Raw genomic sequence first — 13,151 nt, 5'->3', positions numbered from 1 at the left:
GAAAGATCCGGAGAACCGGCTGCAGGGCCGCCGGTGTCGGCTTCGAGGGCCTTGCGGGATCATGGCGAAGCGGTACGGCCCGGCAGCTGCGGCTGCCGGCCGTACTCGACAGGGGGGCACGGTCACATCTCGAAGACCAGCCGGGCCGGGACGGTGCTGTCGAGGACCTCGCCGAATGCCTCGTTGATCTCCTCCAGCTTGCGGGTCTCGTAGATCACCTTGGTCCGCCCCGAGGCGTGCAGGCGGAAGACCTCGGCCAGGTCGCCGCGGGTGCCGACGATGGAGCCGATCACGCTGATGCCGCCCAGTACGGTCTCGAAGACCGGCAGGCTCATCGTGTTGTCCTTGGGCAGGGAGACCAGCACCAGCCGTCCGCCGCGCCGCAGGCAGGCGTGGGCCTGCTCCAGCACGCGCGGGCTGGCGGCCAGCACGATCGCCACGTCGGCCCCGCCGAGGGCCTTGATCTCGGTGACCGGGTCGCCGGTGGCGGCGTTGACGGTGTGGGCGGCGCCCAGTTCCTCGGCCAGGCGGAGCTTGTCGGCGGTGATGTCGACGGCGATGGTCTCGGCGCCGAAGATCTGCGCGTACTGCTGAGCGAGGTGGCCCAGGCCGCCGATGCCGAAGATCGCGGCGCGCTCGGCCGGGCGCAGGCCGGAGACCTTGACGGCCTTGTAGGTGGTCACGCCCGCGCAGGTCAGTGGGGCGGCCTCGGCGGGGGAGACGCCGTCGGGGACTCCGACGACGTAGTCGGCGTGGGCGACGGCGTACTCGGCGTGGCCGCCGTTGAGGGCGTAGCCGGTGTTCTGCTGGGACTCGCACAGGGTCTCGCGGCCGCTGACGCAGTACTCGCAGGTGCCGCAGGCGTACCCCAGCCAGGGGATGGCCACGCGCTCGCCGACGGTGCGTCCGGTGACCGCTGAGCCGACCTTCTCGATGACGCCGACACCCTCGTGGCCGGGAGTGAAGGGCGGCGCCGGCTTGACGGGCCAGTCGCCGTGGGCGGCGTGGATGTCGGTGTGGCACAGGCCGCTGGCCTCGATGCGGACCAGGACCTGGTGAGCCTCCGGCTCGGGGACGGGGATCTCCCGGATCTCCAAGGGCTGGTCGAACGCGGTGACGACGGCGGCGCGCATGTTCATGGTCGTGGATCTCCTTCGTTCTGCTTCGATCTCGTCTCCGAGCCTCCACCCCGGCGGCCGGGTGAGGCAGGGGCGAAGGTCCTGGCGCGGTGCGGTCGTCGGTCACGGCCGTGCGGGGTGGGAGGCTGCGATCGGTCCGTCGGCGGATCGGGCTTTCCCGCTGCGGGCCGAGGGGACGAAAGTCCCGCCGGGAGGTGCCCTTCGGTCCAGGTCCCGCCGTCTCCTCCGTTGATCTACTGGGCACATGGAAGACGTCGATGTGCATGTTTCGCCTGGGCTCTCGCAGGAGGCCGCCGCGCGGCTGCTGACCGAGCACGGGCCCAACGCGCTGCCGCAGCCCCAGCCGCCCACCCTGATTGCCCGCGCGGTCCGCCAGCTCGCCGATCCGCTGTCGGTCCTGCTGCTCATCGCCGGTCTGGTCACTCTTGTGGTGCTGCGCGAGGTCCCCGAGGGCGCGGCCATCGTCGCCATCCTGCTCGTCAACGTCGTCATCGGGGTCAGCCAGGAGACCAGGGCCGACCAGGCGGTCCGCGCGCTGGGCACGCTCACCGCGCCGATGGCCAAGGTACGCCGTGACGGCGTGCTGCAGCGCATCCCCGCCGCCGAGGTCGTGCCCGGAGACGTCATCGAACTCGCCGCCGGGGACCGCGTCCCCGCCGACGCCCGCGTCCTGACCGCCGGCGCCCTGGCCGCCGACGAGGCCATGCTCACCGGAGAGTCCCTGTCGGCGAACAAACACCCCACCGAGCCCGCCGAGGACGGCACCCCGCTCGGCGACCGGAAAGGGGAGCTGTTCTCCGGCACCCTGATCGTGCGCGGCTCGGGGACCGCGCTGGTGCAGCGCACCGGCGCCGACACGCAGATGGGCCGCATCGCCACCGCGCTGGAAGGCGGCGGCAAGGGACCCCTGGAACGGGAACTCGCCCAGGCCTCCCGGCGCATCGGCGTCCTGGCCCTGGCCGCAGGCACCGTGATGGTGCTGATCGGGCTGACCCGCGTCAGCCAGGGGCAGGCCGCGCTACTGGACATCATCCTGGCCGGGGTCGCCCTGGCCATCGCCGCGGTCCCCGAAAGCCTGGCCGCGGCGGTGACCACCGCCATGGCCCTGGGCTCGCAGCACATGGCCAGGCTCGGCGTCATTGTCCGCAAACTCTCGGCGATCGAGGCGCTGGGGGCGACCACCGTCATCGCCACCGACAAGACCGGCACCCTGACCACCGGGCGCCTGGCCGTCGCCGACCAGGTGACCGTTCCTGCCGTCACCGACCAGGCCGGGCCCGCCGCCGAACTGTGGCGTGCGGCGCTGCGCTGCAACGACGCCCGCGACGGCCTCGGCGACGCCGTCGACGTCGCTCTGCAGACCGCCGCCACCGCCCACGGAGTACGGCTGCCGCCTGGCGAGAAGCGGCTGGCCGAGCGCCCCTTCGACGCCGAGACCCGGTCCATGACCGTGATCACCACCGCCGGCGGCGGACCGCTGCTGACCGTCAAGGGAGCCCCCGAAGTGGTCCTCGCCCGCTGCACGCCCGGCCCGGAGGTGGACCGGTTGGCGGCGGCCGTACCCGAGCTGGCCCGCCGCGGCCTGCGGGTGCTCGCCCTGGCCACCGGGACGGTGGGCCTGGCCGCCGACCCCTCGGGCTCTGCCACCACCGGTTCCGGTGCCGCGGACGCAGGCACGGACGACCTCGACGCCACCGGGCTGACCCCGGCCGGACTGGTCGCCCTCAGCGACGAGATCCGCCCCTCGGCCCGCCAAGCGGTCGCCGACTGCCGCGCCGCAGGCATCCGCGTCGTCATGGTCACCGGCGACCACGCCGACACCGCCCGCGCCGTCGCCGCCGACGTCGGCATCGAACCCGACCCGGTCGTCACCGGCACCTCGCTGGACGGCGCGGGCACGGACGGCGCGGATCGAGCCGCGCTGCTGCGCGAGGCCGGGGTACTGGCCCGCGTCGATCCGGCCACCAAACTCGACCTGGTACGCGCGTTGCGCGAGCACGGCGAGATCGTCACCATGACCGGTGACGGCGTCAACGACGCGCCTGCGCTGCGCCACGCCGACGTCGGCGTGGCCATGGCCGGAGACGAGGGCACCGACGTGGCCCGCGAGGCCGCCGCCGTCGTCGTCACCAACGGCGAGCTGGGCACCATCGTCACCGGCATCCGCGAAGGCCGCCGACTGCACCACAACGTCGCCTCGATGATCGGCTACCTGCTCACCGGGAACCTCGCCGAGATCTTCCTGGTGCTGACCGGCCTGCTGCTCTGGCCCGACCTGGTCGTGCCGCTGCTCCCGGTCCACCTGCTCTGGATCAACCTGGTCCTGGACGGCATCCCCGCGATCGCCCTGGGCCTCGACCGGCCCGCCGGCGACCCGCTCGCGCTGCGCCCCCGCCGCGGCGGCCTGCTGTCGCGGCCGGTCATCACCCGCATCGCGGCGCGAGCCCTGCTCATCGGCGCGCTCGTCTTCGCCGCCGTCGAGGCCGCGCGCCACCTGGGCTGGAGTGACGAGCAGGTCCGCACCCAGGCCGTGCTGGCCCTGGTCTTCGCGCGGCTCACCCTGGCCTACGTCACCCGCGCCCGACACTGGACCTTCGAGCACGGCTGGTGGCGCGGGCGCGCGGTGCTGACCGCGGTCGCCGCCACCGGAGCGCTCCAGATCCTGGTGACGCTGGTGCCCGCGCTCGGCGCGCTGCTGGCCCTGACGACGCTGCCTCCACTGGGCTGGGCCATGGCGCTGGCCGCGGGCCTGGCCACCCCGTTCCTGTGCGACCTGCTGCGCATCGCCCGCCCCCGCTGGCCGCAGGCCCGCGCGTAGCGGTCCCGGATCGCGCCATACGGTCCTCTGCAGAGTGCCGGAGTGCAGCACGTCTCTGTGCCCGGGACTCATCCGGTGATCGCCTGCCCGCTCGCGCGCCGGGCCTTTGGTCCCCGCCGCGGTGGTCGTAGGCCCCTTCACCCGCGCACCGGCGAGCGAGATGCTCAAGACGACCGGCAGGGGCGGGGACCGCCCCCGATCCCCGCCCCTGCCGAGCGTCCATGGAGAAGGAGATGATCCTGATGCGCGCGCTCGTGGTCTTCGAATCGATGTTCGGCAACACCCAGGCGATCGCCGAAGCCGTCGCCGACGGCCTGGCCACCCACATGCGGGTGGACCTCATCGAGGTCGGTGACGCTCCGGCGACCGTCCCCGGCGACGTGGACCTGCTCGTCGTCGGCGCACCCACTCACGCCTTCGGCATGAGCCGGCCCGCCACCCGGCAGTCGGCCGCCCAGCAGACCCCCGCCGGCCTGGTGTCCAAGGGGCGGGGGCTGCGCGAATGGCTCGCCACTCTGGACGATCATGTACCGGCCGTGGCCGCCGCGGCGTTCGACACCCGGGTCAAGAACCCCTGGGTCCCCGGATCGGCCCGGCACGGCGCTGACAAACGCCTGCGCAGGAAGGGGTTCGCGATCCTGTCCGGCTCGCAGAGCTTCTACGTCTCCGGCACGCCCGGCCCTCTCCTGGAGGGGGAGACCGACCGGGCACGTTACTGGGGTACGGCGCTGGCCACGGCACGGCAGGCCAACGCCCACCGGATCACGTAGGAACCCACCCGGCGTCATGCCCGAGAGGGCCGGGTGCCGGCGGAGGCCCGGCGCCCGGCCGAAGTGAACGCGCCGATCACCGCTGGGGCGGCCCGCCGGCCTTCGCCGGATACCTGAAAACCCAGGATCCGGGAGGTGCGCCATGCATACCAGTGAGTTGACGGGCGCCAGGACGGTTCCTCCGATTCCTTCGCTCAGCGGGACTACGCCCACGGCATGCCCTGGGGCTACGCGCGGTCCGTGTCCGGCTCGCCGGGCGTCGCGGTGCTGCTCACCACGACCGGAAACGAGCGGGAGGACTGGCTGGCCGCCGGGCAAGGCCTGCAGCGGGCGCTTCCCGCAGGTCCACGTAGCCGGTGAACCGGCTGATCACCCCACCGTGGACGTCGATCCGCGTCCGGCAGGTGGTGGGTCGTCCGGTTCACCCTCCAGCGGTCTGAGAGCGCAGGAGGCGATGACGGCTGTAAGACTTCCTCCGTTTCGGGTTCCGGCGTCCGGCCGGGTCCGGGCGCCGGTAGGCCCCTCTGGTCAGGAGCGGGGCTCTGGCTCATGCATCAGTGTCTCGACCAGGTCCGTGAGGTGGGCAAGGCGGATCTCCAGGTCGTGGATGCGGGCTTCGAGGCCCACCGTGGACGGGGGCTGGTAGGTCATGGCGATCTGGCGGGCCATCGTCGCTCCTCTGCTCAGGTCCGGGATGCGCCGGGACGCGGGTGACCGCGTCCGGCTCGATCCCGTCGTCACGCACGGACGGATCGTCCATGCCCTCAGTGTCCGTGCCGGCCGGGCCGGAGACTACGGCCGATGGACCCGCGGTCATGGGCCGACCGGCCCTGGTCGCCTCCCCCCGAGGACGCTGAGATGGCAGGAAAGCAAGGAAGCGAAGGAGAACGACCATGTCCGATCCCGTGATCGTGGGCACCGATGGTTCGGTCGCCGGTTCCGCCGCCGTGGAATGGGCCGCCGACGACGCGGCGCGCGTGCGCGCTTCGCTGCGCATCGTCTTCGCCCTGGACCGCTCGCCGTACGACATCCCGAGGTTCTCCGTCCGGGAGTGGGGGGACACCCTGATCCGCAACGCGGAGCGGGTCCTGGCCGAATCCGAGGCCCTCGTCCGAGAGCGCCGACCCGAGGTCGAGGTCACCACCCAGATGATCGAAGGCGCGCCTGCGGTGGTCCTGCGCGACCAGGCCGCCGGCGCCACCGAGGTCGTGGTCGGCAGCAGAGGGCTGGGCGGGTTCGCCGGAGCCGTGCTCGGCTCGGTGAGCACGCATGTGGCCGGGCACGCCCGCGGGCCGGTGATCGTCGTCCACGCCGGTCCCCGGACCTCTCACGCAGAGGTCGCCGTCGGCATCGATGACTCCCCGCAGTGCGACCCCGCGCTGGCCTACGCCTTCGAGCAGGCCGCGTTGCGCGGCGCCACGCTGCGGGCCCTTTACGTCTGGCAGGCACCGGTGCACGCCTACGCCCCGGAGATCGTCTACGACATGGATGAGATCCGCAGGGCTCAGTACCAGGTCGTGGCAGACAAGCTCGCCTCGTGGCGGCAGACGTATCCGCAGGTGAAGGTGATCGAGGACGTCCGGTCCGGACATCCGGTCGAGGCGCTGACCGCGGCGTCGGAAGGAGCGGACCTGGTCGTCGTGGGCTCCCACGGCCGGGGAACCCTGGGGTCGCTGGCGCTGGGCTCGGTCAGCCGGGGCGTTCTGCACCACGCTCGCGGCACCGTGGCCGTGGTCCGCTCGCCACGCGCCTGAGACCGCAGGTTCCCCGGGCCCGTTCACCCTTTTGACGAGCGGGCCCGCGGAGCGGGGTCACCGGTCTTGCCCGGCCTGTCCCTGCGTCTGCCGTTCCTTGCAGGCTTTCAATGGCGAGACCGATGCCACAGTCCGGGTACGGCGCTGCACGCCGGGCTCGGCCCGCAGCAGGAGACGCAGTTCCTGCCGGTCTTCTCGACCGGGTGTGACCGCTTGCCGATCTGCCGGTACCTGAACCGTGGAAGCGGTCTTGAGACAAGGTCTCTGTGCCCGGATATCTCCCTGCAGTCGCCTCTGTGGCGGGTGCGAGGTCGGCTGGACGATGGAGGCGGAAGGTGGAGCACGCCGTCTGGCGGAGTTCATCCGATGACGGATCACGACCGGGAAGAGGGCCTCGTCATGAAAGCAGCGGCAGGCGACAGGCTGGTCGTCGAGGGCACCCACGGTGCCGGCGTCCGGCGGATCGGTGTGATCATGGGACTGCGTGATCCTGACGGCACTCCGCCCTACGTGGTGCGCTGGGTGGACGATGAGCACGAGGGCCTCGTATTCCCGGGGCCCGACGCCCGCGTGGTGACGAAGGAAGACAGGGACGTCTCGTTCACGACTTCGTGAACGGCCCGCATATACGCAGGAGGAATCATGATCGTGGTAGGGGTCGATGGCTCGCAGGCCGGCCTGGGGGCGGTGGGCTGGGCGGTGCGCGAGGCCGGGCTGCGCGGTGCGCGGCTGCGCATCGTGCACGTCATGCCGGCCTGGGCGTTCGAGATGCCCGAGGACGTGCCGCACGCCGATGTGGGGCGGTGGATGCGCGACGGCGCCGCCGATCTGCTGGCCCAGGGAGTGGAGCGGGCCCGCGCCGAGGGCCTGTCGGTGGAGGTGGAGCCGCTGCTGCTGCCGGGTGATCCGCGGCAGGGCTTGATCGAGGCCGCCGGACAGGCGGAGCTGCTGGTGGTCGGCAGTCACGGGCTGGGCGGCTTCCTGGGCATGCTGGTGGGGTCGGTGGCGCTGGGTGTGTGCGGGCACACCGCCTGCCCGGTGGCCGTGGTCCGCGCCGCGCCCGCCGGGCAGGAGCAGCCCGCGGTGGATGGTCCGGTGGTGGTCGGGGTCGACGGTTCACCGGCGGGAGCGGAGGCGCTGGCCTTCGCCTTCGCTGAGGCGTCGGCGCGCGGGGTCGAGCTGCGGGCGGTGCACGCCTGGAGCGGACCCGTCATCGAAGGCGCGCCGCACCTGCTGGAGAGCGCCGAGCGGCAGGAGGGCGACGAACAGCGGATGCTGGCCGAGGCACTGGCCGGCTGGAGCGAGCGTTACCCGGATGTCAAGGTCACTGCGGAGGCGGTCAACGGTCACCCGGTGGACGTGCTCAAGGACGCCTCGGCCGAGGCGGGCCTGCTGGTCGTGGGCTCGCGCGGGCGCGGGGACCTGACCGGCCTGCTGCTGGGTTCGGTCAGCCACTCGCTGCTGCACCATGCGCTCCGCCCTCTGGCGGTGGTCCCGCCCCGGTGACCTCCGGGGCCGGACCCGGTTTCTGCTCGTCGGCTGACCTCTTCGCCAGCGGAGAGGTCAGCCGACGAGCGACATCGCGGTGAGCAGGTGGACGGTGATGGAGACCAAGTCCTGAAGCACCGTTTCCAGCGGCCGGAACCGAAGGCAGGGCCGCGGCCGAGGAGGCCGAGCGGCGATGGCCGGTACCGAGGCCACCGAGCAGGTGGCGAACAAGGAGATGTCCGCGGTCAGCGCCACCTGGCCATCGCCGTACAGCAGGCGAAGGGCGGAAAGGCCGGCGCCATGACGGCGCCGATGATGAGGCCGGTGGCGCTCTCCCCGCGGATGAGGCGGCGGACGGACACGCCCACCGACAGGCCACGCGCCACCCACGCCCCCGATGGCCGGACGGCCCGGTCGGCGGGGCAGGAGGTCCCCCGCCCGTAGGACGTTCCGCCCTGCCCGGGGATAGCGCCCACGCCGGACGATGAGGGTATGGACGAGTTTCGCCGGGGCGGCTCACATCCGGGCATCACCCCGGCAGTCCGCTCCCGGAGGATCGGCGTCAGGTCGTGGCCGTTTTCGGCCGCGTGAAGTGAGAGGAGAGCGCCATGGCTATCGAAGTCAAGGATGTGATGGGCCGGGTGGCGATCGCGGTGCGGCTGGATGCTCCCTTCACGGAGATTCTCGCGGCGATGAAGCGCTTCGCGGTCGGCGCGGTCGCGGTGCTCGATGCCGACCGACGTCCGGTGGGCGTGGTGTCGGAAGACGACCTCCTGCTCAAGGAGGTCGATGAGGTACGGCACGGCGTCACGATCTTCAAGGGTGAGAGGCGCCGGCAGGAGCAGCGCAAGGCCGCGGGTGTCACCGCCGCCGAGCTGATGACCAGTCCGGCGATCACGGTGACCCCGGGCACGCCGGTCCGCGAGGCGGCCCGGCTGATGCACGAGCGGCGGATCAAGCAACTGCCGGTGATCGATCCGGTCACCGGCCGGATCGTCGGCACGGTGCACCAGCGGGATCTGCTGCGGGTCTTCACCCGTCCGGTGGAGGAACTGCGCGCGGAGATCGAGGCGGTCGTACGCGGTGCGGCCGGGCTCGATCCCTCGACGGTGTCGATCGGAGTGCGGGACGGGGCGGTGACGGTCGGCGGCGTCGTCGAGCACAAGTCCCAGATCACCCGGCTGCTGGAGGGGATCGGTCGAGTGGAGGGCGTCGTCGGCGTCACCTCCGAGCTGGCCTGCGCGCACATCGTCGGTGTCGTCGTCGCCCCGCCTCTCTACTAGGAGTTCTGGCTTCTGCCGCGGTGACCGTTCGCGCTGGGACCGGACGAGCCCATGGAGACCGCCGTTCGGCATCCGGATCGCCGCCGTCACCGGCGCCCTGCTGCTGGTGCTGATGTGGGCCGCCGAACTGCCGCTGGCCACCAACCCGTTGTTCATGGACGACCACATCGTCTACGCCATCGTCCTGGCCGGCCTCGCCCTGGCAGACGCGGGCGACACTCTCGGTGTCGGCAAGTGGTGGGGCGCCACCGGGCTGGTGCGCCGCTACCCGATCCTGAAGTAGCGCCCGTGAACCGCTCCGCGGCCCGGATCCGGTGCCCGCCCCCTGGTAGGGGAGGTGGGCACCGGAGTGTTTCTAGTGCGAAACTTCCGATATGACGGATAAGGAGTCGCGCTCCCTGGCCCCGGGCATGCGGCTGGACGAGTTGCTGGCAGAGCTGCAGACCCGCCTGAGCGCGGTGCTGGCCACCCGCGACCGGGTGCACGCGCTGCTGGAGGCGGTCGTCTCGGTCGGCAGCGATCTCGACCTGGAGACGGTGCTGCGGCGGATCGTGGCCACCGCCACCACCCTGGTGGACGCCTCTTACGGCGCGTTGGGCGTGGTGGGCGAGGACAACACGCTGATGCAGTTCGTTCCCGTCGGCCTGAGCGAGGAGGAGATCGCGGCGATCGAGCACTGGCCGCACGGTCTCGGCCTGCTCGGCCTGCTGATCAAGGAGCCGCAGATGTTGCGGCTGTCGCGCATCTCCGACCATCCGGAGTCCTACGGCTTCCCGCCCGGGCATCCGCCGATGGGCTCGTTCCTGGGCGTGCCGGTGCGGGTACGCGAGGAGATCTTCGGCAACCTCTACCTCACCGAGAAACGCGGCGGTGAGGAGTTCGACGAAGAGGACGAGGCGATCGTGGTGGCACTGGCCACCGCCGCCGGCGTCGCGATCGAGAACGCCCGCCTGTACGAGGAGACACGGCGCCGCGAGACCTGGCTGCAGGCCTCGGCGGAGGTCACCACCAGCCTGCTGTCAGGAGCCGGACCTGACGAGGTGCTCACCCTCATCGCCCGCCAGGCGCGGCAGATGACCGACGCCGACCTGGCCCAGGTCCTGCTGCCCGATGAGGGCGGGCAGATGTTGCGCGTGGAGATCGCCGAAGGCCCCGGGGCGGATCCGCTTCAGGAGATGGACTTCCCCATCGAGGGATCGGCGGCGGGGGCGGTCTTCTCCCGGGGTGAGCCGTCGGTCTACGGGAACCTGCAGGATCTGCCCTATCCGCGCTCTCCGCTGCGCGCGTCCGGGTTCGGTCCCGGGCTGCTGGTGCCGCTGGGGGCCGCCCAGGCGGTGCGCGGGGTGCTGGTGCTGGCCAAGAAGCCCGGCCGCACCCCGTTCACCCAGGCCGACCTGCGCATGCTGGCGGCGTTCGCCGGGCAGGCCGCGATCGCGCTGGAGCTGGCCGAGGCCCGTAAGGACGCCGAGCGACTGGGACTGCTGGAAGACCGCGACCGCATCGCCAAGGACCTGCACGACGTGGTCATCCAGCGGTTGTTCGCGGTGGCGATGACGCTGATGAGCACCGTGCGGCTGGTGGAGCGGCCCGAGGCGTCCAGCCGGCTCCAGCACGCGATCAACGAGCTGGATGAGACGATCCGGCAGGTCCGCTCCACCATCTTCGCCCTGCAGACGTCCGGCCATGACGCCGCGCCCGGCCTGCGTGCGCAGATCGTCGACCTGGTGGAGGGCGCACGCGGGCATCTGGGCTTCATGCCAGGCCTGCGGATGGAGGGCAGCCTCGACAATCAGGTGCCCGCGGAGATCGCTGAGCACCTGCTCGCGGTACTGCGCGAGGCGCTGTCCAACATCGTGCGCCATGCCAAGGCCACCAAAGCCGATGTATCGGTCGAAGCGGCCGATGAACGGCTGACGCTGGTCGTGCGGGACAACGGTGTCGGCCTGCCGCCGGACGGCAGGCGCAGCGGCCTGCGCAACCTCGCCGAACGAGCCGAACTGCTGGGCGGCTCCTGCGAGATCACTGCAGGTCAGGAGGGTGGGACCCGGCTTTGCTGGAGCGTCCCGCTGTGATCCGGCGGGCCCTTGACCCTTACAGGACATGGCCGTCGCGCGGGCTCGCGGCAGAGCGGGCGGCCGGTCCAGCGCGGTGACGCCGGAGACTCCAGACGGACCGCGACCTGCCGCGCGGCCACAGCGTTCTGGACTGCGTGCGGATACGGCGCGGGCGGGGCCCTGAACCCCGGCGCCCCGTGGAGCGGGAAACCGCACGGAGAACCATCGCCCACTGACCGTGAACCCCTACCGGTCGTTCGAACGGGTCACCGTCGGTGATGAGAAGGCCGGTTCGGGACGCGGTCATGGTGGACGGCTCTGCGGGCAGTTCAGTGATCGTCAAAGGGAAGATCTCCTGCCGCAGCATGGCCAGCGGGCACCATGATCTCCCGTGGCTCCTGCGACCCCGCACAGTCACCAGGACCACCGCGTCGTGCGGTGGGGAGCGGGCCGGCCCTCACACGATCGGGTTGGCCAGGCGGTTCAGGAGTCCGCTGGATTCCGGCGAACCGCCGTCCGGCCGAGACCGTCCCCGGCCACGGGGTTCCCGCACAACGGGCCGTGCCGCCCGTTCCCGCCGCACGCTCCGTCGTGTGCGCTGTCACGTGCCCTGCCACGCCTCCTTGAGCTTCCGCCTGTCTTCGGCCGGCTCCCCGCCCGGCGCGCAGGGCCGAAAGACCCCGCCGACAGGGACCTTCCGGCCTCTGCGCGGCGTCCGGGGAGATGATGGGATGGCAGGCAGAGCGAACGCCGGAAGGAGCCGTGGCCATGCTGGTCCGCGAAGTCATGACCGATCAGGTCATCACGGTCCGCCCTACCGATCCGGTACGGCAGGCCGTCCGGGTGCTGCACGCGGCCGATGTCACTGCCGCGCCGGTCCTGGACACCGACGGGCGCCTGGTGGGCATCGTCAGTGAGATGGACCTGCTGCGCGGGGAGTTCCAGCGCGACCCCCGGGCCAGCGCCCGCGCCGTGCTGGGGCACGGCGAGCCCGTGCCGTTCCTGGTCGAAGAGGTCATGACCGCCGATCCGGTGACGGTGACCCCGGCCACCGACGCGGTGGAGCTGATCGACCTCATGGTCGGCAGGAGGGTCAAGAGCGTGCCGGTGGTCGAGCACGGCCGCCTTGTCGGCATCGTCAGCCGCCGCGACCTGCTTGCCGTACTGGCCCGCTCCGACGACGACCTGCGCGCCGACGTGCTCGCCGCGCTGCACGAGCACTATCCTTCCGGACCCTCCTGGGAGGTCTCCGTCCACGACGGTGTGGCGGAGCTGCACGGCCACTGCGGCGAGCACGCCGACCGGATCGCCGACCTGCTGGCCCGCACCGTCCCCGGCGTCGTCCGGGTCAAGCACTCGGCGGGTTAGAGCCCCCGCCCCTGGAAAGCTCCGGACGTGATCCGGATCAGTCCGCGCCGAACCTCTGAAAAATCCGAACCCGACCCGGCTTTCCGTCCTCCTGGGAGAAATCCATGAGCGAACACACCACGACCTCCGCCGATCTCGGCAGGCGGGTCGCCGCGCGGCGCGGGGAGCTCGGCCTCAGCCGCAAGCAGCTGGCCGGGCGGACGGGCATCGACTCCGGCTACCTCGCCTACCTGGAGGAGGCCGCGGCCTCCCCTGCCAGCGAGACCGTGCAGAGCCTGGCCGCCGCCCTGGAGACCAGCCCGGAGGAGCTGCTGGGAGGCACGGTCGACCTGCCGCCCGGACGCGGCCCCGCCGCCGCCGATCCCTCGCTGGAGAAGCTCGACCCCAACCGGTGCCTGCATCTGATCTTCCCCGGCGGCGTCGGCCGGGTCGCCTTCGACGACGGCGGCGGCCCGACGATCCTGCCGGTCAACTACG

At 72.0% G+C, this 13,151-nt stretch carries 14 protein-coding genes and 1 pseudogene; 11 read left to right on the top strand and 4 right to left on the bottom strand.

Translation table 11 applies throughout. From position 1 onward, the window contains the following. Window positions 1–122 precede the first annotated feature (122 nt). Window positions 123–1,139, bottom strand: coding sequence for a zinc-dependent alcohol dehydrogenase (locus IEZ06_RS07360; RefSeq protein WP_229797861.1), 1,017 nt, complete (start codon window positions 1,137–1,139; stop codon window positions 123–125). Window positions 1,140–1,383: 244 nt separating this feature from the next. On the opposite strand from IEZ06_RS07360, the gene IEZ06_RS07355 reads away from it, so the two are divergent. The 3 genes from IEZ06_RS07355 to IEZ06_RS07345 all read left to right on the top strand — a co-directional run bounded on the left by IEZ06_RS07355 (window position 1,384) and on the right by IEZ06_RS07345 (window position 5,087). Beyond that, window positions 1,384–3,957, top strand: coding sequence for a cation-translocating P-type ATPase (locus IEZ06_RS07355; protein WP_189235903.1), 2,574 nt, complete (start codon window positions 1,384–1,386; stop codon window positions 3,955–3,957). A 233-nt stretch (window positions 3,958–4,190) separates the two neighbouring features. After that, complete coding sequence (locus IEZ06_RS07350; RefSeq protein WP_229797860.1) at window positions 4,191–4,727, top strand: flavodoxin family protein; 537 nt, start codon at window positions 4,191–4,193, stop codon at window positions 4,725–4,727. 216 nt (window positions 4,728–4,943) lie between these two features. Then, window positions 4,944–5,087, top strand: coding sequence for a hypothetical protein (locus tag IEZ06_RS07345; protein WP_189235902.1), 144 nt, complete (start codon window positions 4,944–4,946; stop codon window positions 5,085–5,087). 168 nt (window positions 5,088–5,255) lie between these two features. Here the strand turns inward: IEZ06_RS07345 and IEZ06_RS07340 are convergent, their stop codons facing one another. Further along, entirely contained in the window at window positions 5,256–5,396 is a 141-nt protein-coding gene (locus IEZ06_RS07340; RefSeq protein ID WP_189235901.1) for a hypothetical protein, read from the bottom strand. A gap of 224 nt (window positions 5,397–5,620) precedes the next feature. Between IEZ06_RS07340 and IEZ06_RS07335 the strand changes: the two genes are divergently transcribed. The 3 genes from IEZ06_RS07335 to IEZ06_RS07325 all read left to right on the top strand — a co-directional run bounded on the left by IEZ06_RS07335 (window position 5,621) and on the right by IEZ06_RS07325 (window position 7,987). Beyond that, entirely contained in the window at window positions 5,621–6,481 is an 861-nt protein-coding gene (locus IEZ06_RS07335) for a universal stress protein (protein WP_189235900.1), read from the top strand. Between the two features lie 366 nt (window positions 6,482–6,847). Continuing rightward, on the top strand, window positions 6,848–7,096 hold the full coding sequence (locus IEZ06_RS07330) for a DUF1918 domain-containing protein (protein ID WP_229797859.1): 249 nt from the start codon (window positions 6,848–6,850) through the stop codon (window positions 7,094–7,096). A 27-nt stretch (window positions 7,097–7,123) separates the two neighbouring features. Further along, a complete protein-coding gene (locus IEZ06_RS07325; protein WP_189235899.1) occupies window positions 7,124–7,987 on the top strand; it encodes a universal stress protein in 864 nt (287 codons plus the stop codon). 57 nt (window positions 7,988–8,044) lie between these two features. Here the strand turns inward: IEZ06_RS07325 and IEZ06_RS07320 are convergent, their stop codons facing one another. Together IEZ06_RS07320 and IEZ06_RS07315 are read right to left on the bottom strand one after the other, a co-directional pair. Beyond that, window positions 8,045–8,224 carry a hypothetical protein gene (locus tag IEZ06_RS07320; RefSeq protein ID WP_189235898.1) on the bottom strand — a complete coding sequence of 60 codons (180 nt, stop codon included), beginning with the start codon at window positions 8,222–8,224 and terminating at the stop codon, window positions 8,045–8,047. Next, complete coding sequence (locus IEZ06_RS07315; protein ID WP_189235897.1) at window positions 8,215–8,445, bottom strand: hypothetical protein; 231 nt, start codon at window positions 8,443–8,445, stop codon at window positions 8,215–8,217. The genes IEZ06_RS07320 and IEZ06_RS07315 overlap by 10 nt, the downstream gene beginning before the upstream one ends. A gap of 132 nt (window positions 8,446–8,577) precedes the next feature. Between IEZ06_RS07315 and IEZ06_RS07310 the strand changes: the two genes are divergently transcribed. From IEZ06_RS07310 to IEZ06_RS07290, 5 genes and pseudogenes are all read left to right on the top strand, one after another. Then, complete coding sequence (locus IEZ06_RS07310) at window positions 8,578–9,252, top strand: CBS domain-containing protein (protein ID WP_189235896.1); 675 nt, start codon at window positions 8,578–8,580, stop codon at window positions 9,250–9,252. Window positions 9,253–9,319: 67 nt separating this feature from the next. Further along, window positions 9,320–9,535: pseudogene (locus IEZ06_RS07305) on the top strand (hypothetical protein); the annotation flags it as partial. Window positions 9,536–9,626: 91 nt separating this feature from the next. After that, window positions 9,627–11,324 (top strand): sensor histidine kinase, encoded by a 1,698-nt coding sequence (locus IEZ06_RS07300; RefSeq protein WP_189235895.1) that lies wholly within the window; start codon window positions 9,627–9,629, stop codon window positions 11,322–11,324. Window positions 11,325–12,074: 750 nt separating this feature from the next. After that, window positions 12,075–12,674: a CBS domain-containing protein gene (locus tag IEZ06_RS07295; protein ID WP_189235894.1), complete on the top strand. Its 600-nt coding sequence runs from the start codon at window positions 12,075–12,077 to the stop codon at window positions 12,672–12,674. A 104-nt stretch (window positions 12,675–12,778) separates the two neighbouring features. Then, window positions 12,779–13,151: helix-turn-helix domain-containing protein (locus IEZ06_RS07290; RefSeq protein WP_189235893.1), on the top strand; the 373-nt coding region annotated here is incomplete at its 3' end.

It is taken from the genome of Planomonospora antibiotica (assembly GCF_014647955.1).
GTDB classification, from domain to species: Bacteria; Actinomycetota; Actinomycetes; order Streptosporangiales; family Streptosporangiaceae; genus Planomonospora; species Planomonospora parontospora.
The sequence above is the reverse complement of the archived record's forward strand: the minus strand, read 5'-3'. Positions and strand labels throughout refer to the sequence as shown.

Bases quoted from the DNA above. Each gene is read 5' to 3' on its own strand.
- IEZ06_RS07360 (WP_229797861.1), bottom strand. From the start codon at position 1,139: ATGAACATGCGCGCCGCCGTCGTCACCGCGTTCGACCAGCCCTTGGAG.
- IEZ06_RS07355 (WP_189235903.1), top strand. From the start codon at position 1,384: ATGGAAGACGTCGATGTGCATGTTTCGCCTGGGCTCTCGCAGGAGGCC.
- IEZ06_RS07350 (WP_229797860.1), top strand. From the start codon at position 4,191: ATGATCCTGATGCGCGCGCTCGTGGTCTTCGAATCGATGTTCGGCAAC.
- IEZ06_RS07345 (WP_189235902.1), top strand. From the start codon at position 4,944: ATGCCCTGGGGCTACGCGCGGTCCGTGTCCGGCTCGCCGGGCGTCGCG.
- IEZ06_RS07340 (WP_189235901.1), bottom strand. From the start codon at position 5,396: ATGGCCCGCCAGATCGCCATGACCTACCAGCCCCCGTCCACGGTGGGC.
- IEZ06_RS07335 (WP_189235900.1), top strand. From the start codon at position 5,621: ATGTCCGATCCCGTGATCGTGGGCACCGATGGTTCGGTCGCCGGTTCC.
- IEZ06_RS07330 (WP_229797859.1), top strand. From the start codon at position 6,848: ATGACGGATCACGACCGGGAAGAGGGCCTCGTCATGAAAGCAGCGGCA.
- IEZ06_RS07325 (WP_189235899.1), top strand. From the start codon at position 7,124: ATGATCGTGGTAGGGGTCGATGGCTCGCAGGCCGGCCTGGGGGCGGTG.
- IEZ06_RS07310 (WP_189235896.1), top strand. From the start codon at position 8,578: ATGGCTATCGAAGTCAAGGATGTGATGGGCCGGGTGGCGATCGCGGTG.
- IEZ06_RS07300 (WP_189235895.1), top strand. From the start codon at position 9,627: ATGACGGATAAGGAGTCGCGCTCCCTGGCCCCGGGCATGCGGCTGGAC.
- IEZ06_RS07295 (WP_189235894.1), top strand. From the start codon at position 12,075: ATGCTGGTCCGCGAAGTCATGACCGATCAGGTCATCACGGTCCGCCCT.